This is a genomic window from Rhodoferax potami, assembly GCF_032193765.1.
Taxonomy (GTDB): Bacteria; Pseudomonadota; Gammaproteobacteria; order Burkholderiales; family Burkholderiaceae_C; genus Allorhodoferax; species Allorhodoferax potami.
In genome coordinates this window covers 511,971-530,864 of the sequence record NZ_JAVBIJ010000001.1, presented here as the reverse complement: position 1 = coordinate 530,864, position 18,894 = coordinate 511,971, and the positions used below count along the sequence as shown (strand labels likewise).

Annotated in this window: 18 protein-coding genes; 10 read left to right on the top strand and 8 right to left on the bottom strand. The window is 59.6% G+C overall.

What is annotated here, in order from left to right:
- Positions 1-2: 2 nt before the first annotated feature.
- The 4 genes from RAE21_RS02560 to RAE21_RS02545 all read right to left on the bottom strand — a co-directional run bounded on the left by RAE21_RS02560 (position 3) and on the right by RAE21_RS02545 (position 4,214).
- Positions 3-848 (bottom strand): TatD family hydrolase, encoded by an 846-nt coding sequence (locus RAE21_RS02560; RefSeq protein ID WP_313882639.1) that lies wholly within the window; start codon positions 846-848, stop codon positions 3-5.
- A gap of 16 nt (positions 849-864) precedes the next feature.
- The gene (locus RAE21_RS02555; protein WP_313880002.1) at positions 865-2,073 is read right to left on the bottom strand and encodes an ABC transporter substrate-binding protein; all 1,209 of its coding nucleotides are present in this window, start codon (positions 2,071-2,073) and stop codon (positions 865-867) included.
- 118 nt (positions 2,074-2,191) lie between these two features.
- Complete coding sequence (lolD, locus tag RAE21_RS02550) at positions 2,192-2,884, bottom strand: lipoprotein-releasing ABC transporter ATP-binding protein LolD (RefSeq protein ID WP_313882638.1); 693 nt, start codon at positions 2,882-2,884, stop codon at positions 2,192-2,194.
- Between the two features lie 73 nt (positions 2,885-2,957).
- On the bottom strand, positions 2,958-4,214 hold the full coding sequence (locus tag RAE21_RS02545) for a lipoprotein-releasing ABC transporter permease subunit (protein WP_313880001.1): 1,257 nt from the start codon (positions 4,212-4,214) through the stop codon (positions 2,958-2,960).
- Between the two features lie 60 nt (positions 4,215-4,274).
- Between RAE21_RS02545 and RAE21_RS02540 the strand changes: the two genes are divergently transcribed.
- From RAE21_RS02540 to RAE21_RS02500, 9 genes are all read left to right on the top strand, one after another.
- The gene (locus tag RAE21_RS02540; RefSeq protein ID WP_313880000.1) at positions 4,275-5,219 is read left to right on the top strand and encodes a phosphoglycerate mutase; all 945 of its coding nucleotides are present in this window, start codon (positions 4,275-4,277) and stop codon (positions 5,217-5,219) included.
- Between the two features lie 4 nt (positions 5,220-5,223).
- Positions 5,224-6,933, top strand: coding sequence for a single-stranded-DNA-specific exonuclease RecJ (gene recJ / locus RAE21_RS02535; protein WP_313879999.1), 1,710 nt, complete (start codon positions 5,224-5,226; stop codon positions 6,931-6,933).
- Positions 6,930-7,823: an NUDIX hydrolase gene (locus RAE21_RS02530; protein WP_313879998.1), complete on the top strand. Its 894-nt coding sequence runs from the start codon at positions 6,930-6,932 to the stop codon at positions 7,821-7,823. The genes recJ and RAE21_RS02530 overlap by 4 nt, the downstream gene beginning before the upstream one ends.
- 58 nt (positions 7,824-7,881) lie before the next feature.
- Complete coding sequence (locus RAE21_RS02525) at positions 7,882-8,895, top strand: transporter (protein WP_313879997.1); 1,014 nt, start codon at positions 7,882-7,884, stop codon at positions 8,893-8,895.
- A 192-nt stretch (positions 8,896-9,087) separates the two neighbouring features.
- Positions 9,088-10,236, top strand: coding sequence for a Gfo/Idh/MocA family protein (locus RAE21_RS02520; protein ID WP_313879996.1), 1,149 nt, complete (start codon positions 9,088-9,090; stop codon positions 10,234-10,236).
- 95 nt (positions 10,237-10,331) lie between these two features.
- Positions 10,332-11,408 carry an ABC transporter ATP-binding protein gene (locus RAE21_RS02515; protein WP_313879995.1) on the top strand — a complete coding sequence of 359 codons (1,077 nt, stop codon included), beginning with the start codon at positions 10,332-10,334 and terminating at the stop codon, positions 11,406-11,408.
- A 57-nt stretch (positions 11,409-11,465) separates the two neighbouring features.
- Entirely contained in the window at positions 11,466-12,731 is a 1,266-nt protein-coding gene (locus RAE21_RS02510; protein WP_313879994.1) for an ABC transporter substrate-binding protein, read from the top strand.
- A gap of 197 nt (positions 12,732-12,928) precedes the next feature.
- Positions 12,929-13,729, top strand: coding sequence for a carbohydrate ABC transporter permease (locus tag RAE21_RS02505; protein ID WP_313882637.1), 801 nt, complete (start codon positions 12,929-12,931; stop codon positions 13,727-13,729).
- Positions 13,726-14,568, top strand: coding sequence for a carbohydrate ABC transporter permease (locus RAE21_RS02500; protein WP_313879993.1), 843 nt, complete (start codon positions 13,726-13,728; stop codon positions 14,566-14,568). Before RAE21_RS02505 ends, RAE21_RS02500 begins: the two co-directional genes overlap by 4 nt.
- A 46-nt stretch (positions 14,569-14,614) precedes the next feature.
- Here RAE21_RS02500 and RAE21_RS02495 read toward each other — a convergent pair whose 3' ends face one another.
- From RAE21_RS02495 to RAE21_RS02480, 4 genes are read right to left on the bottom strand one after another with little or no spacing between them, the layout of a single operon-like run.
- On the bottom strand, positions 14,615-15,394 hold the full coding sequence (locus RAE21_RS02495) for a sulfite exporter TauE/SafE family protein (RefSeq protein WP_313879992.1): 780 nt from the start codon (positions 15,392-15,394) through the stop codon (positions 14,615-14,617).
- A complete protein-coding gene (locus RAE21_RS02490; protein WP_313879991.1) occupies positions 15,391-15,921 on the bottom strand; it encodes a flavin reductase family protein in 531 nt (176 codons plus the stop codon). The genes RAE21_RS02495 and RAE21_RS02490 overlap by 4 nt, the downstream gene beginning before the upstream one ends.
- Before the next feature lie 24 nt (positions 15,922-15,945).
- Positions 15,946-16,857: an aldo/keto reductase gene (locus RAE21_RS02485; RefSeq protein WP_313879990.1), complete on the bottom strand. Its 912-nt coding sequence runs from the start codon at positions 16,855-16,857 to the stop codon at positions 15,946-15,948.
- 43 nt (positions 16,858-16,900) lie between these two features.
- Entirely contained in the window at positions 16,901-18,055 is a 1,155-nt protein-coding gene (locus tag RAE21_RS02480; protein ID WP_313879989.1) for an LLM class flavin-dependent oxidoreductase, read from the bottom strand.
- Between the two features lie 100 nt (positions 18,056-18,155).
- Between RAE21_RS02480 and RAE21_RS02475 the strand changes: the two genes are divergently transcribed.
- Positions 18,156-18,875, top strand: coding sequence for a GntR family transcriptional regulator (locus RAE21_RS02475; RefSeq protein WP_313879988.1), 720 nt, complete (start codon positions 18,156-18,158; stop codon positions 18,873-18,875).
- Positions 18,876-18,894: the final 19 nt, after the last annotated feature.

The following is an 18,894-nucleotide window of genomic DNA, read 5'->3' as shown; positions in this document are numbered from 1 at the left end:
ATTTATACCAGCAGCGCCCCCAGCTTCGGCAGGGCCATCAGACTGTTACTTAACGCGGCCTGCGCCAGTGTTTCAAGGGGAATGCCACGCAGCTCGGCAATGCACTGCGCAATGCGCGGCAACTCGGCGGGAGCATTGCGCCCCTGCGGCACGCCGGCTGCGCGCTGATCGGCGGTGGTGTAGAGCCAGTGCGGCTGGATGTCGGGGGCATCGGTCTCGAGCACCAGCGCATCCAGGGGTAAGGTGCGAGCCAGGTGGCGTAGCTGCAAAGCCCGCTCATAGGTGACCGCGCCCCCAAACCCGAGCTTGAAACCCAACTTGATGAACTCCGCCGCCTGCACCTCGCTGCCATTGAACGCATGGGCAATGCCCTGCCACCGCCCTTGCGGGCCGGCCGCCTCGCGCAAATGCTTGAGTAACCGGTCCGAGGACTTGCGCACATGCAGCACCACCGGCAAACCGTGTTTGCGGGCCAGCTTGAGCTGCTGGCGGTAGGCCACCTCTTGCCGCTCGCGCAAAGGGCTTTTGCACAGGGCGGGGACAAAATAGTCGAGCCCGATTTCACCAACAGCTACCAGTCGCGGGTCGGCAGCGTTGGCGCTGAGCGCTTCGTCCAGGGCTACCAGATCGGTATCGCTAGCGCCCGCGACATACAAGGGGTGGATACCCAAACAATAGCTATCGCCACCGTTGTGCGCCAGCAGGCGCACCGTGTCAAAGTTGCTGCGTTCTACCGCCGGAATCACACAATGCGCGACACCCGCTTGGCGGGCACTCTCGCGAACGGCGCTGCGGTCCGCATCGAACTCGGGCGCATCGAGGTGGACATGGGTGTCTACCCAGCGCATGGTGGTGTCGAACGGCTCATTGCTTGCGTTGTACAAAAAGGTTGCGGGTGCGGTCTTCAGGGTAAGCGAAAGTGACCGCCCCATTTTTGACCAGCCCCATGACCAGCATATTGCTGGTGATGGCGTCTTTGTCGTCTTTGCTGAAGGGGCGCTCGTGGGTCGCTGTCACCCCGTAGTAGACCCGGGGCAGATTTTCCAGCGCGTTTTTCACCGAGGGGCCCGACAGATCACCATTGCGGATCGAGAGGATGGCGTAGGTCAGCAAATACACCGTGTCATAGGCCTGCGCCGCGGCCATAGGCACGGCGATCTTGCGGGTGCCGTATTTGCGGTTGTAGGCGGTCAAAAAAGAGATGCGACGCTCGTTGCTGGGCTCGGCAATAAAGGTCTGGGCCATGAGTGCGCCTTCGGCAGCGTCTTTTGCGCCGTCCAAAAAGAACGGGAAAGACAACGGCCATGCACCCACCTGCGGCACATTCCACTTGAGAGCCTGGCGGCCTTTGGCGATGACTGCGTTTTCGGGGCCGACCGTGTAGCTAAACACCACATTGGCACCGGCGGCCTGGGCGGCCTTGAGCTCGGGTTGCAGGTCTTTCACACCGGTGTCAAAGCGCCCCACATACACCGGCTGCAGTTGTTTGGCGGCAAGCGCCTTGGTGACGTCTGCGAGACCGCCCTCGCCGTAAGCGGTTTTGTCTGCCAAGATGGCCACCTTGGTCCAGCCCCGCGCCACGATGTCGTTCACCACAAACGGGGCCTGGATGGCATCCCGCGCGGAGGTGCGGAAGATGTAGCTCTCCGCTGCGGGGTACTTGGCCGTAATCGGGGTGCCTGTCGCACAGGGCACGATCAGCGGGGAGCGGGCTTGTTGAAACACGTCCAGCGACTTCATGGCCACACCGGTATTGCAAAAGCCGATGGTGCCGACCACACCGTCTTGCACCAGCTCCTGCGAGTGCTGCAAGCCCACATCGGGGTTGGCGGTGTCGTCTTTGATCACAAACTCAATCGGTCGCCCGAGGTAGCCACCGGCGGCATTGATTTCATCCAGCGCCAGCTTGGCCCCGTTGAGCATCGGGTTTCCAAAATCTGAGGACGGCCCGCTGAAGGGGCCAATCAAGCCGATGCGCAAAGGCTTGGGCGTTTGCGCGTGGGCGCCAGGCAAGCAGGCAAGCGCGATCACGCCAAGGCAGATCAGTGCCTGCAGTTTCCAACGTTGTTTCATAGTGTTCCCCGACTAAGGTGGCGGCAGCTTAGGGGGCGGGCCGGCAAACGCCAATCGGCGTCTACCCTTGGCACCGCCACACAGCGCCCCATCCGTCAGGAAACTGCAAGTGTGGGGGTCAGTCGACCAAGCGGCCCGATACCAAACGCAACTGGCGGCTGCAGCGCGCGGCCAGCGTAGCGTCGTGGGTGACCAGCACAAAGGCGGTACCTTGCTCCCGCGCGAGCTGGAGCATCAGCTCAAACACGCCGTCAGCGGTGCTGCGGTCGAGGTTGCCGGTGGGCTCGTCGGCCAGCACGCAATCGGGCCGGGTGACCAGGGCACGCGCAATCGCCACCCGCTGCCGCTCGCCGCCCGAGAGCTCGGCAGGCCGGTGACTCAAGCGGTGCTCCAAACCCACAAGCGCTAGCATTTTGGTAGCGGCTTGCGCAGCTTCTGCGGGCGCTACACGCCGAATTGTTAAAGGCATAGCCACGTTATCCAGCGCGCTGAATTCGGGCAAGAGGTGGTGAAACTGGTACACAAACCCGAGGTGCCGATTGCGCAAGCGGCCCTGCGCGGCCGCAGTGAGCTCGGCCAGGCTTTGCCCCAGCAAATGGACGCTGCCACTGGTGGGCGCATCGAGCCCGCCCATGAGGTGCAGCAAGGTGCTCTTGCCGGAGCCGGAGGCCCCCACAATCGCCAGCGTCTCGCCCCGGTGCACCTGCAGGTCAACCCCGTGCAACACGGTGACATCCAGCCGGCCTTCCTGAAACCGCTTGGTCAGGCCGCGTGCTTGCAGCACCAGCTCGCCCAATGGAGCGGCTGGCATAGGCGAGCCTGCCAAGTCGGCCACCTGCTGGTATTGCGCGGCGGCGAGCGCCTGTTCTACGGATGACATCGGGTTACTCATAGCGCAAGGCCTCCGCAGGGTTCACCCGGCTGGCGCGCCAGCTCGGATAGAGGGTGGCCACAAACGCCATCAGGAGCGAGATGACCGTAATCGGCAGAATGTCGCTCTGCTGCGGCTCGCTCGGCATGCGGCTGATCAGGTAAATATCTTTGGGCAAAAAGCTGGCTCCCAGCGCCTGCTCCAGCGCGGGAACGATCACATCAATATTGAACGCCACGCCCAGCCCCAGCAGCAAGCCAGCCAGGGTGCCTATAACCCCCACCATCGCGCCCTGCACCACAAAAATGCCCATGATGCTGCCCGGGCTGGCGCCCAAGGTGCGCAAGATGGCAATGTCAGCGCGCTTGTCGGTCACCGTCATCACCAGGGTGGACACCAGATTGAAAGCCGCCACCGCCACGATGAGGGTCAGGATGATGAACATCATCCGCTTCTCGACTTGTACCGCCGCAAACCAGCTGCGGTTCTGGCGGGTCCAGTCGCGCAGCACCAGGTCGCCGCTCAGGCTGCGGGCGAGCTGGTCAGCCACCTCGCGCGCCTGGTGCAAGTCTTTGAGTTTGAGGCGCACACCGCTCGGGCCTTCAAGACGGAAGATGCGGGCCGCGTCTTCCCAATGCACCAACACCAGTGCGGAGTCGTATTCATAGTGGCCGGAATCAAAGGTGCCCACCACGTTCATTTGCTTGAGGCGCGGCACTACGCCGGCCGGGGTCACCTGGCCGCTAGGCGCAACCAGCGTGACCTTGTCGCCTACCCGCACACCCAAGCTGCGGGCCAACTCGCCGCCCAACACCACGCCGAATTCGCCCGGCACCAGCTGGTTTAAGGCCTGCTGCTGCGCGCCAGCGGCAAAGTCGCTCACCTCGGGCTCCAGGGCGGGGTCGATCCCGCGCACGATGGCGCCCTTCATGTCTTCACCCCGCGCAATCAGGGCCTGCGCCGCAATGAAGGGGGCGGCGCCAATAACCTGCGGGTTCTCTTTGGCCTGGGCCAGGGTGGTCGCCACATTGGGCAAAGCCTGGCCGTCCGCGGCATACACCTCGATGTGGGACACCACACCGAGCATGCGGTCGCGCACTTCTTTCTGAAAGCCGTTCATCACGCTCAGCACGATGATGAGCGCGGCCACGCCCAGCGCAATGCCCAGCATGGACACGCCCGAGATAAAGGAGATAAAGCCGTTGCGCCGGGTGGCGCGACCGGCACGGGTATAGCGCCAGCCGATCGTCAGCTCAAAGGGGAGTTGCATGGAAGGTTACAAAGTGCTTCAACCGGCGGATTGTGGCATCCATGCGGGACAATCCTGCCCATGCACACCCTTATCCCTTTTGCAGCACCGGCAGGACCCCAATGCCAAGACGCAATGCCCCGGCTCGAACTTCCCTATCTGGCAGAACTGTTGGGGCTGTTGACCCCCACGCCCCCGGTGCTGGGCAACGACGACTCGCTGTCGCCACTGCATGAACGGGTGCACGCCAAAAGCCTGAATTTGCCGGGGGTAGACGGCTTGCTGCCGTGGGCTGCGCTGGATGCCCGCCAACTCGGCCTGACCCGCAACCATGGCGACACCGGCTGGGCCTGGATCACCCCGTGCCACTGGCAAATCAACGCGGACCATGTGGCCATGGACCACCCCGATACGCTGGCCCTGGATGCCCACGAAATCGATGCGCTGCGTGAAGCCATGCAGCCCTACTTTGCCGAAGACGGCATCACCCTGCACTCGCTGAACCACAGCACCTGGCTGGCCCATGGCGAAATCTTGTGCGACCTGCCCACCGCCTCGCTGGCGCGGGCTTGTGGCGCCAAAGTAGACCGCTGGATGCCCCGCGTGGCCCAGGCCCGCAGCCTGCGCCGCCTCCAAAACGAGATGCAGATGCTGCTGTACCGCCACCCGGTGAACGACGCACGGGCCGCGCAGCGCCGGCTCACCGTCAACTCCTTCTGGATCAGCGGGACCGGAACCCTGCCCTCGGGCGCGGTCGACAAATCAGACACTATGTCGGTGCAACACAGCCTGGAGGCGGCCGCGCTGCGCGACGACGCCCACGCCTGGGTGCAGGCGTGGCAACAGCTCGACAGCAGCCTGATCGCCCTGCTGCTGCGCCAAGCCAAAGCGGGCCAGCCCCTGGAACTGACGCTGTGCGGCGAGCGCATGGCAGCAGGCTTTGAGTTGCAAAATACTGCCTGGTGGAACCGCATCCAACGCCGCTTCACCACCCCTTCACCTGCTGAATTGCTGCGGACCCTGTAAGCCCATGAAAATTGTTCCCCGAGACATCCCCCCCCGCGCGGCGTGGGCGCTGGAGCAGGCCGGACTGCACCCGCTGCTGGCCCGCCTCTATGCTGCTCGCGGTGTCACCGGCAAAGACGAGCTCGATGACGCCTTGGGCAAGCTGCTGCCCCCCTCGGGCATGTTGGGCGTTGACCGGGCCGCCACCTTGCTGGCGGATGCGTTTGCCAACAACCTGAAACTCTGTGTGGTCGCCGACTACGACTGCGATGGCGCCACCGCCTGTGCGGTAGCCGTGCGCGGCCTGCGGCTCTTGGGCGGACGCCATGTCGACTATTTGGTGCCCGACCGTGTGGTCGATGGCTATGGCCTGACTGCGCCGATCAGCGAGCGGGTCAAGCAATCCGGCGCCGATGTGCTGATCACCGTGGACAACGGCATCGCCAGCGTAGACGGTGTCGCCCGTGCCAAGGCGTTGGGCCTACAAGTGCTGGTCACCGACCACCATTTGCCCGGCAGCCAGCTGCCCGATGCTGATGTGATCGTCAACCCCAACCAGCCGGGCTGTACGTTTGAGAGCAAGTCCATGGCTGGCGTAGGCGTGATATTTTACACCCTGCTGGCCCTGCGCTCGGAGTTGCGCAAGCGCGGTGTGTTTGATGCCGCTACCCAACCCAAGCTCGACACTCTGCTGCCATTGGTAGCGCTGGGCACCGTGGCCGATGTGGTCAAGCTCGACGCCAACAACCGTCGCCTCGTAGCCCAAGGCTTAAAACGGGTGCGCGCCCACGCCATGCCTGCAGGATTAGCTAGCCTTTTTATAGCAGCAGGCCGCAAAGCGGAGGTGGCTACCACCTTCGATTTCGGTTTTGCCTTGGGGCCACGCATCAACGCCGCCGGCCGTTTGAGCGACATGACCCTGGGCATCGAATGCCTGCTGACAGACGACCCCGCCCGTGGCGACGAGCTGGCCAAAATGCTGGATGGCATCAACCGCGAGCGACGCGAAATTGAGGGCGACATGCGCGAGCAGGCCTTTGCGATTGCCGAGAGCCTGTTTGACGAAGGCGACGAGCCGCCCCCGGCGATTTGCGTTTTTGACCCCGACTTTCACGAAGGCGTGGTCGGTATCGTGGCTAGCCGCATCAAAGACAAGCTACACCGCCCCACCTTTGTGTTTGCGGCCAGCGCTGCCGAAGGCAAAGAGCACGAGCTCAAAGGCTCGGGCCGCAGCATTCCCGGCTTTCACTTGCGCGACGCGCTGGACCTGGTGGCCAAGCGCTACCCCGGCGTGATCTTGAAGTTCGGCGGTCACGCGATGGCGGCCGGCTGCACCGTGGCCGAAGAGTTTTTTGACGACTTCGAGAACGGCATGAATGAGGTCGCCCAGGAATGGCTGGACGCCGCCACACTGACCCGCCGCCTGGAAACCGACGGCCCGCTGGCCGCCGAATACCGCCGTGTAGACCTGGTAGACGCGCTGCACAAAGAGGTGTGGGGCCAAGGCTTTGCCGCCCCCACCTTTAGCGAAGAGGTCGAGGTCGTGTCCCAACGCTTGGTGGGTGAAAAACACCTCTCGCTCAAGCTCAAACACCAGGGCCAACCGGTGGACGGCATTTGGTTCGGCCACACCGAGCCCCTGCCGCCCAAGGTCACGCTGGCCTTCCGCCTCGATGCCGACGAGTGGAACGGCGTGCGCCGTGTACGCTTTCTGGTGGAAGGCGCTCAGGTGTGAGCCTGCCCGGCGCGCGCGCTTTTGGTGCTGCATTTGCCGCCGCCCTAACACCGGTGCAAAGCCGCTACTTAGCAGACGCAGCCGGCCGCGCCAGCGCTGCGCCACCGCCTGACCTGCAGACCTTTTGGCTCAGTGAACCTGGCCATACAGAGCCCTTGCAACTCGGCCGCATGGAACCTGAACGCGCCGCGCTTTTGGCCACACTGCTGCCGGACTGTTACTTCCAGACTGATGGGGATACTGCCGGCTTGCACTGGCCCGCGCTGACCTTACCCGCCCCTGAGCGCAGCGCCCGATTACAGGCCGCACTGGCGCAGTGCCATGTGCGCGGCCTGGTGCACGGCTGGCGCAACGAGGCCTTTGCCTTCTGGCACCACGACTGCCTGATACCACCAGACGATGGGCAGCCCCCGCTGCTGGCAGTGGAGCGCGCTGGCTTTCGCTTTTTGGGCATGCGCAGCCATGCGGTGCACATCAATGGTTTCACCCCGGATGGGCGCCTGTGGTGCGGGCGGCGCTCGCTAACCAAAGCCACTGACCCCGGCCTGCTCGACAACGTGACCGCGGGCGGTTTGCCTGCCGGCGAGTCGCCCATAGGCTGCGCCCTGCGCGAGTTGCAAGAAGAGGCCGGCGCCATATTGGAAGACACCCGAACCCTGCAAGAAGCCGGGCTGGTGCGCACGGCCCGCTTGGACACCGGTGGCTGGCACGACGAAACCCTGCTGGTCTACAACCTAGCCTGTGCGGACGGCTGGGCGCCCGCCAACCAGGACGGCGAGGTCGCGGGCTTTGTGTGTCTGACTGCAGCGCAAACCCTGGAGCAAATCCAGGCCGGAGCTTTCACACAAGACGCCGTCGCCTCGCTGGTGCAAGGCCTGGGCCTGTTGTGACACATACACGCGCTACCATGTGCGCTCGCCCCGAGCAGCCTCTACGCCCCGCCCACCGATGACCCCACCCGCCCAGAATTACGGTGCAGACCCCAGCGGCCTGATCTACGGATTTGTGTTTGATGCAGATGGCTCCGGCCGCCCCATCGGCACCAGCGAAGCCTTGCAGTGGTTGCGCCAGACGCCCCCGCAAGATGGTGGCTTTGTGTGGCTGCACTTCAACCTCTCGCACACCGCCTGCGCCAAGTGGATCAAAGAGCAACTGCAGCTCTCGGACCTGTTTCATGAGTCTCTGACCGACGGCTCGCGCTCCACCCGCGTGGAGCTCGATGACGACACCTTGGTCGCTGTGGTGAACGATGTGCACTACGACTTTGCGTTTGAGCCCAGCGACATTGCTACTTTGTGGCTCTCGGTCGGCCCGCAGTTGGTGGTCACAGCCCGCTTGCAGCCCCTGCGCTCGATCGACCGCTTGCGCGATGCCGTGCGCCGGGGCGAGAAGCTGATGTCGTCAGTGGCACTGCTGGTGCACCTGATGCATGACCAAGGCGATGTGCTGATCCAGATTGTGCGCAACACCACGGCCCGGGTGGACGACATCGAAGACAAGTTGCTCGCCGGGCGGCTGGAGACCAAGCGCGCCAATCTGGGTGCCCTGCGGCGTTTGCTAGTGCGCTTGCAGCGCCTGCTGGCACCGGAGCCGGCTGCCCTGTTCCGCCTGTTGCGCAAGCCACCGGGTTGGATCAGCGAAGACGATCTGGGCGACCTGCGCCAGAGCACCGAAGAATTCAACGTGGCCCTGAGCGACATGGCTGCGCTGCAAGAACGCATCAAGCTGCTGCAGGAAGAAATTGCCGGCCGCGTGGCTGAGGCCAACAACCGCAGCCTGTTTGTGCTGACCATCGTGACGGTGCTGGCCCTGCCCATCAACATCATCACCGGCTTGCTGGGCATGAATGTGGGCGGCATCCCGCTGGCCGAACACCCCCACGGCTTCTGGTGGGTGGTGGCGATTGTGGTGACCTTCACCGTGATAGCCGGCTACATCGCGATCCGCAGACACCGCGACTAGCGAACGCCGCTCATTGCGGACATACATCCGCATTTACCCCGAGTGGTAATCCGGTCAATTCATCTATTATTCCTACACACTTTTAACTCATGTTGCGTGGATGGAAATACAACGACCACGCCACACTTACAACGCAGCAGCCGATCCCCATCCACTGCCGTTGTCGCCCCAATTTCCTTAGAAAGCAACTCTGTGAACAACGATCCACTCCAAGTCCGTTACGGCATCATCGGCTGCGGCATGATGGGCCAGGAACATTTGCGCAATATTGCATTGCTTCCGGGTGCCCGGGTCACACGAATTTTCGAGCCTGATGAAGCCATGGCGCAGTCCAGCCTGGCACTCGCCCCCGGCGCGCAGCGTGCTTGCAGTCTCGAAGAGGTCGTGACCTCGCCCGATGTCGATTGTTTGCTGATTGCCAGTCCTAACTTTTGCCACGCCGGGCAGTTGCGAGCCATTGCCTCGTTGCGCCCCTTGCCGGTTCTTCTGGAAAAACCGGCATGCACCCAACTGTCCGACGTTCGCGAATTAGCCGCGTTAGGCGCCAGTTACTCGGCGCCCATCTGGGTCGCCATGGAATATCGGTATATGCCACCGGTCACCCGCCTTACAGAGGAGGTGCACAAGGCAGTGACATTAGGCCCTCTTGCGATGCTGAGCATCCGTGAGCACAGGTTCCCATTCCTCGTGAAAGTAGGTGACTGGAACCGGTTCAACCGCTACACAGGTGGCACTTTGGTTGAAAAATGTTGCCACTTCTTCGACTTGATGCGCCATGTGGTGCGCAGCGAACCTATCAGGGTCTACGCATCGGCCGGGGTTGATCACAACCACCTGGACGAACGCTATTCGGAGGGAACCCCCGACATTCTGGACAACGCCTACGTCATCGTAGATTTTGCAGGCGGCCAACGGGCGATGCTCGAACTGTGCATGTTTGCGGAGGGATCCCGTTATCAGGAGGAGATCTCCGTGGTTGGCCCCCACGGAAAAGTGGAGTGTTTTGTACCCGGTCCGGGCCGATTCTGGCCGGAAAACTTGGGTGAAGCGCCCGTTCCCAAAGTCGTGATCAGCCCACGGAACCCCAAGGGTCCGCGGGAATTGGATGTGCCGGTAGATCCAGTGGCATTGGCAGCGGGCGACCACAACGGCTCGACACTCTATCAACACCAACGGTTCAATGCAGTCGTCCGTGGCCAGGGACACGTGGAGGTCGGACTCGATGACGGCTTGGCCGCGGTACTCATGGGACTTGCAGCGCAAGAATCTGCGCGGACGGGGCAAGCAATCAGTCTGGTGGACGGTGATTTTTCGCTCAAGGGGCTACCTTCTAAGCATTAACCCCAAGACGGCAGAGACAACAAGTCCTCTATTATTCCTACACACATCTTCTAACGCGCTCTTTGATCCACATCAGAGGCGACACCAGTCTTCCCATGGCCTCAGTCCAGCTACACAACGTTCAGAAAAACTACGACGGTAAAACGACAGTCATTCATGGAATGGATCTGGAAATTCGCCATGGCGAGTTCGTGGTTTTTGTTGGCCCCTCAGGCTGCGGCAAGTCTACGTTGCTCCGCATGATCGCGGGCCTGGAAGACATCAGCGGCGGCGATGTGTTGATTGACGGTGTACGCGTCAACGATGCACCACCCCGCCACCGGGATATTGCGATGGTCTTTCAAGACTACGCCCTATACCCCCATAAAACCCTGTATGACAACATGGCCTTCGGCCTGCGATTGCGCAAAACACCGGAGGATGAAATCAAACGCCGCGTGATGGATGCTGCGCGTTTGCTACGCATAGACCACATGCTGGACCGCAGACCCGCTGCACTTTCAGGAGGGCAGCGACAGCGGGTGGCCATCGGGCGCGCCATTGTCAGGCAACCCAAAGTTTTCTTGTTTGACGAACCGCTTTCGAATTTGGATGCACAACTGCGTAACGAAATGCGCAGCGAAATCAAAAAGCTGCACCAGCGCTTGGGCGCAACCATCATTTATGTGACACACGACCAAGTGGAAGCCATGACCTTGGCCGACAGGATTGTGGTCATGAGTGGTGGCCACAAAATGCAATACGCCACGCCGGATGAAATCTACAACCAGCCGGCTGCTCAGTTCGTTGCAGGCTTCACCGGTAGCCCACCGATGAACTTGGTTCCGTGCGCACTTTCTGAAGGGACGGTCGATCTCGGCGGGGCCCGTGTGCAACTGCCTCCGACTCTGGCAGCACGAGCCGAAATCGCAAGGAAGCATGTATTCGGCATTCGCCCGGAAAACATTTCTCCTTTGCCAAGAAACGTGACAGGCGAGCTGAGTGTGCCGTCTACCGTTGTGATCAGTGAGCCGCTGGGTGCAGAGACGTTGGTTACCTTTCAAGTCGGACAGGTGGAACTCGTCGCACGATGCGCTGCAAGTTACAAAATGCCTGCGGGATCGCAGCAAACGCTGTATCTAGATCCGCAAGCGATGCATTTGTTTGATGGTGACTCAGGGAAAGCACTCTGAGTCTTTTGCGACCGCTCAAACTGCTTGAGTGATTTTCAATCGTGCTAGGAGACAACGATGAATAAAAATTGGGTTCTAAAACTCGGCGCCGCCGCTCTGACTGCCCCTCTGCTCGCCGGGGCGAGTTGGGCTCAACAAACCACACTAAGGGTTTTTGTTGGACCCAACCAGCGGCCCGACCTGCAAGCCAAGTTGTTTGAGCAGTACACCAAGGCCAATCCAAACGTCAAAGTGGAAATCGAAACCGGCGGTGCAACCTCTGAACTGCAGCGACAGTATCTGAGCACCGTCCTCAACGCCAAAGACTCGGCGATTGATCTTTTCATGATCGATATCGTGAACCCTGCGCAGTACGCAAGCAAAGGCTGGATTGAGCCATTGGACAAATATGTCGGTGGAGCTGCCAGCCTGCGCAACGACTACCTGCCGGTGTACCAGCAGGCCAACATTGTGGATGGAAAGGTCATGGCGTTACCCAGCCAAGGCGACTCCATGTTCATGTACTACCGCAAGGACTTGCTCGCTAAGCACGGTATTGCCGAACCCAAGACCTGGGATGAGCTGAGCGCCGCTGCCAAAAAAATTACTGCCGCCGAAAATAACCCGAATCTCCAAGGCCTGTCCTTGCAGGGTGCGCCGATTGAAGGTGCTGTGTGTACCTTTTTATTGCCGTACTGGGGGCAAGGCAAGCAGTTCAATGATGCGGCTGGCAAGCTCACCCTGGACAAGTCCGCCGCGGTCAACGGTCTAAAGATGTGGCTGAAGATGATGGATGACGGCGTGGTCAAAAAGAACATTGCCGAAGTCACCACACCAGTGACCGTGAATGAGTTCAAGGCGGGTAACGTGGTGTTTGCCATCAACTGGGGATTTGCGTTTGACCGCTTCAAAGACGATGCGGACTCCAAAGTGAAAAACAATGTCGGCGTCATTCCTCTGCCCGCCATGAATGGCGGTAAGTCAGCAACCTGTATGGGTGGCTGGCAATGGGCGATGAATGCCTTCGGCAAGAACAAAGATGCTGCAGGCAACTTGATCAAATTCTTGTCGTCCAAGGAGGCCAGCGCATTCGTAGCCCGTGAAGGCTCCATCCTTCCGGTGTACCAAAGCCTCTACAGCGATCCAGCAGTCATCAAGGCAGTGCCGTGGTTTAAAGACGCACTCCCCGTAGTGCTGGGCGCCCAAAGCCGCCCCATGGTGGAAGATTATGGGCAGGTGTCTGACATCATCCGGACGACAACCAGCGCAGTACTTGCCCGTACTAAAACGCCGGAAGCCGGAGTGGACGAAATTGCCGCCCGTGTAAGTCGATTGATGCGCTGAAACGCGCAACGCAAAACGATCTCAAATCGAGAGCGCCGCCCCAGCCCCGGGTCATGCAATATGACCCGGGGCTCTCCAGAGAAAAAGACTCTCCTGCAATCTCACCCGAAGCGCACGCCATGCTCTCCAAACTCAAGGACCCGAGCGAAAAAACGCTGGCGATCCTGCTCTTGACACCCGCCTTTTTATTGCTGGCCATGATCGTGGTCTACCCAATCGGCAAGCTCGTTTACAACAGTTTTTTCGACATCGACAAGACCGGCGCGTATATCGGCTTTGTTCACTACGTTGACGTATGGCAAGACCCTCAATTCTGGAATGCCACCAAAAACACTTTGCTAATTACCCTGATCACAGTTCCCGGCGCACTTATCGCAGGGCTTGCACTCGCATTGCTGGCAAACCTGCCCTTTAAACGCAAATGGCCTGTGCGTTTGTCGCTGCTGCTGCCTTGGGCGCTCCCGCTGTCATTTGCGGGTTTGATATTCGCTTGGTTTTTCAACACAGATTACGGCGTTGTCAATGACGTGTTCCAGCGAGTCGGGCTGATCGACGAATCTGTGAGCTGGTTGTTAAAGCCCAATTGGGCGTTCGCTGCTATTTGCCTCACAGTCATTTGGAAAACTTCGTCATTTATGGCATTGATTCTGCTGGCTGGTTTGCAGATGATCCCGCGCTCACTTTACGAAGCCGCGGAGGTGGATGGTGCGAGCCGCTGGCAACAGTTCTGGCAAATCACGATACCTATGCTGATGCCCAGCATCATCGTCGCACTCATTTTCCGCACCATCACTGCACTCCAAACATTCGACATTCCGTACACCATGACACGCGGCGGCCCGGGCGAGTCCACAGAAACCCTGGCCATGCTGATTCACAAGTACACCATTGACTACTCTGACATCGGCTATGGATCGACTCTGGCGGTCTTTATGTTTTTGATTTCGCTGGCTGTGACCGGCTTTTATTTGCACCACATTGGAAAGAACGCGTCATGAGTAAAGCGATACCAGTTGTTTGGAGCTCCGCTGCGCTGCGCTGGGTCGCGGCAGGCATTGTGGTGTTTAACGGATTTTTCCCGGCCGTGTGGATCCTTTTCACGTCGCTGAAAACAGAAACAGAACTGGTACAAAAACCCATCACTTGGTGGCCGGAGGCTGCCACCTTGGAGAACTATGTCAAGGCATTCCATGACCAACCCCTGCTGCACTACCTGAAAAACAGTGTCATTGTGGCCACAGGCGCTACCGTACTCTCGCTGCTCGTGTCTGCATTTGCGGCTTACGCAATTGCTCGTCTGAATCTGAAGCACCGGCAGCTCATCCTGACCTGCATCGTGGCCTCCAGCATGTTTCCACTGGTCACCTTGCTGGTACCCATATTCGAGACCATGCGAGCACTAAGTTGGCTCAATACCTACGCCGCACTTATTCTTCCTTATGTAGTGCTGAATTTACCCGTCTGCACCCTAGTGTTGGTGAGTTTTTTTCAAAGCATTCCGCGAGATCTGGAAAACGCCGCCATGATCGACGGTTGCACCCGCATGGGTGCACTTTGGAGAGTCGTCGTCCCCTTGGCTGCACCCGGAGTGTTCACTGCGGGTATCCTGGCATTTGTCAATGCATGGGATGAATTTTTGTTGGCGCTGTCCCTGAACTCCAGCCCCGCCGTGCGGACTTTGCCTGTCGGGATTTCTCTGTATCAAGGTGAATTTACCTTCCCTTGGCCCATCATTTCCGCGGCTCTTATTGTGGCTATCGTGCCGATCGCGCTGTTGATTGCGGCGTTCCAGGAGCGTGTCGTTGGTGGATTGACACAAGGTGGTTTGAAGGGCTGAAACAGTCTCTCCGCCGGCCGAGCACAAGCTGTGAAGCTCAGCGCATTTAGAAAAACAGCATGTGTGCTGCAACCAGCGCCAGGAAGCCGGCAAATGCCTGCTGCAGGCGCCGTTTGTCCATGCGCTGAGATATGCGGGCACCCCAGTTCGCAAAAAACATACTCACGAGGCTGATGCCGACAAAAGCCGGGCCGTGTACAAAGCCCCAGGAAACAGGTGTGTTGATACCGGTTACGCCCATGCCAATCGCTCCAATTGTCGCAATCGGAATCGCCAACGCGGAGCTAATGACCACCGCTTTGCGGACATCCGTCCCCCGAAGAACGAAGTAAGGCACGGTCAACGCTCCGCCGCTTACGCCGAGCAAGGTAGAGACATTTCCAATTAAGGCCGCTACCCCCAATAACTCTGCGGACGACGGACGGGACCCTTGTGCAGGCTGCGCAGACTGCTTCCACATGATGCAGCACGTCGCCAACGCAAACAGCCCGAACGCCATCTTGAGCCACTCAGTGGGCATCCATCGGGCCAGTACGACTGCGGAAACAGCTCCGGCACTAACCGCCCCCAGTAGCCAAGGCGCGCGGTCAAACTGCATACGGCCTGCACGCCAGTGGGTCCAACTGCTGGTCACCGAAGTCACTACGATGCAGGCCAGCGAGGTGGCAACGGCAAAATGCATCACATGCGATCCCAGCAGCGGATCCTCTCGCCACAGCCAATACAGGGTGGGCACTATGACAAGACCACCACCCACGCCGAATAGGCCCGCAGTGAAGCCTCCTGCTGCGCCCACCAGCAGGAAAAGCAACCAAAGCGGAATCATGGGGTGTTGGTCTGAAACTGACCGAATTGGCTGCGCCAGAAGCCGAGGGCTGCGGTATCGCGCCACCCGAATTCCCGTACTTGCCCAATGAGAATGTGGTGATCCCCGGCGTCCACCAGCTGGTGGAGCGAGCAATCAAACCAAGCCATGGCGTCTGTAAGGCACAGGCGCTCGCTGCTTTGGCGCTCTACAGGAACACCCGCAAAACGGGAGTTCATATCTCCGGTTGCAAACTGTCGGGCCGTTGCTTCTTGCTCATGTGAAAGAACGTTCACGGTAAAGCCGCCCGAGCGGGTGAACGCCTCCAAACTGCTGGCCGCCTTTCGGATACTCCATAGCACCAACCGCGGCTCCAAAGACACCGAAGCGAAGGAGTTGCAGGTCATTCCCCAATCACCGCTTTTCCAACGCGCAGTCACAACGGTAACGCCGGTCGCAAAGCACGATAGCGCCTTCCGGAAGTCAGCCGGGTCTGAGAGAGGCACGGCCTTGGAGCACGCGGGCATGGATTCTGGAAGGTGGCGCATAGGATGTTTTCTCTGGTGATTTGCTCAGGGCACCTCATGCCCGTTGGCCAACTCATACAGTTCGTACCAGGTTTGACGATCCATAGGAACGGAAAACGCCTGATCAAATGACTTGATACGCACAAGCTGGTTGCTGCCCATGACCGGCATAACCCCCACAGGGTGATGCATTAACCACGCCATGGCGACCGCCGTGGTGTCCGTTCCGCTGGCCTTCGCCAGTTGCTCCAATCGAGGAGCCAAACGGGCTGCAGCTGACCCTGCCTGATGCGCTTGCGAATGAAGACGACCACCGCCCAAAGGGGACCACGCCATTACGGGCAGTCGATGTTGTTGTGCGTGGGCTATCTGTCCGTTTATGAAAGGAGTGGTGGCAAGCAGGCTCACTTCAACCTGGTTAGTTTGCAGCCGGTGCTTCATCCGTGACTGCAACAAGTCAAGATCCCAGGGCATGTAATTGGACACACCGATACCCCGAACTTTGCCGCAATCGACCAGGCCATCCAAGCAGGCGCCCAGTGCATCTGCGTCGCACAAGGGATCTGGGCGGTGAATCAAAAGGAGATCAATCACATCCACTCCGATTCGTTGCAACGACCGGTCAACACTCGCCAACACATGGGCAGATGACGTGTCGTAGTGCTTCACTCGGGTGCTTGGCCACTGCTCAGAGAGCAACATGATGTCGGTCTTGGTGACTACCTCAATCTGGTCACGCAGGGAAGGACGGGCTTTCACCGCCTCACCGAACAAGGCCTCGCAGCGGTAGTCGCCGTAAATGTCTGCATGATCAAAAGTCGTGATGCCCTGCTCCAGGCATGCGTCAATGCGCTCCAGATTGGCACTGATGCTGGTGTCTTCGGCCTCAGAGAGGCGCCACACGCCGTAAGCCATCTGGCTAAGGGTGCGGGAGTTTTGCAAAGTAATACGGTTCATGGAAACAAGAAATCAGTCGTTGAAAAAAGCTGGGAAATTCAGGTCAACGGCGTACGCCGTTGCCCAAGGGCGTCGCAGGTGTCTGCGCCGGCACACGACCGTACTCCTGTGCCAGCGACACAGTGCGTAAATGAGGCAGCACTTTGGTGCCGAACATTTCGCACTCTTGCAAATGGGGATAGCCCGAGAAAATGAACGCGCGGATGCCCATCTTCATGTAATCATGGATCTCGCTCAGCACCTGGTCTACGCTGCCCACCAGAGCCGCGCCACAGCCACTACGGGCACGGCCCACCCCTGTCCAGAGGTGAGGTTCGATGTAGCCTTCTTCGTCGGCAATCTCGCGGTTGGCACTTTGCAAAGAGACGCCCAGACTTTTCGCATCCAGAGCGCGCTGGCGGATCTCGCGCCCCTTATCGTCGTCGAGCTGCGACACCAGCTCTCGCGCATATTCGCGGGCTTCAGCTTCGGTGTCGCGCACGATCATGTGTACGCGTAGGCCGTAGTCGAGCAAACGCCCATGCTGGGCCGCTTGAGCATGCACGTCCCGCATGCGTTGAGCCAACACCTCTTTGGGTTCAGGCCACATTAAATAAGTGTCACAGTGGGCACCGCACAGGGCCAAGGCATCAGGGCTATAGCCACCGAAATACAGCAAAGGGCCGCCTGTTTGATAAGGACGCACCGGGTCTGTGGATAGCCCTTTGATGTTGTAAATTTGGCCTTCGTAATTGATGGTGTCCTGCGTCCACGCCTGCTTGAGAATCTCCACGACCTCCCAGCTACGGCGGTAGCGATAAGCACTGTCAGCGGTTTCGCCTGGAAAGTCGGAGGAAATCACATTCAGGGTCAGGCGCCCTTCCAGCATGTGATCAAGTGTTGCCACCGTGCGTGCCAGCATGGCAGGCTGCATTTCGCCGCAACGAATGGCTCCCAACATATTCATGTTCTTGATATGCGGCGCCATCGCTGCGACAAAGCTCAGGGTGTCTTGTCCTACCTGGTATGACGACGGGCACAAGATGTTGCGAAAGCCCAGTTGGTCAGCTCGCAACGCGATATCACGGGTGTTGCTCCAGCTGCTTCGCAACTGACCGTCTGGAACGCCCAATACCCGGAAGTCGTCCGAGCACAGTGGCGCAAACCATGCTACCTCTGCGCCCTCGATGTCTGCGCCTTTGACGGGAACAACGCTCATGAATCACCTCGCTTTAAACATGAATGAATAGTATATGACTTGAACAAATTACCAATGAGGGTTTCCACCGACGCAAGCCGCATTTGTCATACTGCGCGGCATGCCCGAATCCATACCTGCCAAGCCGCTACCTATCTATCTGCAAATCGCTGAGCTTTTGGCCCGCCAGATCAAAGCGGGCTATTGGCGCGAGGGCGAACGCTTACCCACCGAGGCAGAGCTGTCAGAGACCTTGAATGTGGCTGTCGGCACCCTGCGCAAATCGTTGGCGCTACTGTCAGATCAAGGCGTGCTGGAACGCAAACAAGGCTCAGGCACCTATGTCAAGCAGGTGGCGGGCACCCAACAAATTTATGAACTCTTCCGGCTGGAATTGCACACGGGCCCAGGCCTGCCGACGGCACACATTCTGGATGTCTGCAAATTAGCCCGCCCAACCTACGTCCCCGTATTCGGGAGCAACCCGACAAGCAAAGTGTGGCGCGTGCGTCGTTTGCGATTTTTGAGTCAGGTGCCTGCAGCTCTTGAAGAAATTTGGTTCGATGCAAGCGACTGCCCGGTGCTTACCGCGGCAGATTTAGGGGACTCAATGTATCTGTTCTACCAAGAACGCTTTGGCACATGGATATCCCGTGTTGAAGACCACGTGAGTGCCGCACCGTCGCCAACATGGTCCCTCCCTCCTTACGGCCGCCTAGCTGACGAGTACGCTGGCTTTATCGAACGTACTTCTTGGACGGCTGCCAATACCATTGCGGAGTTTTCACAAACTTGGTTTGACCCTTCGGTGTGCCGCTACTCCTCACGTCTGAGCCAATAAGCTGCTGAAATATTTCAAT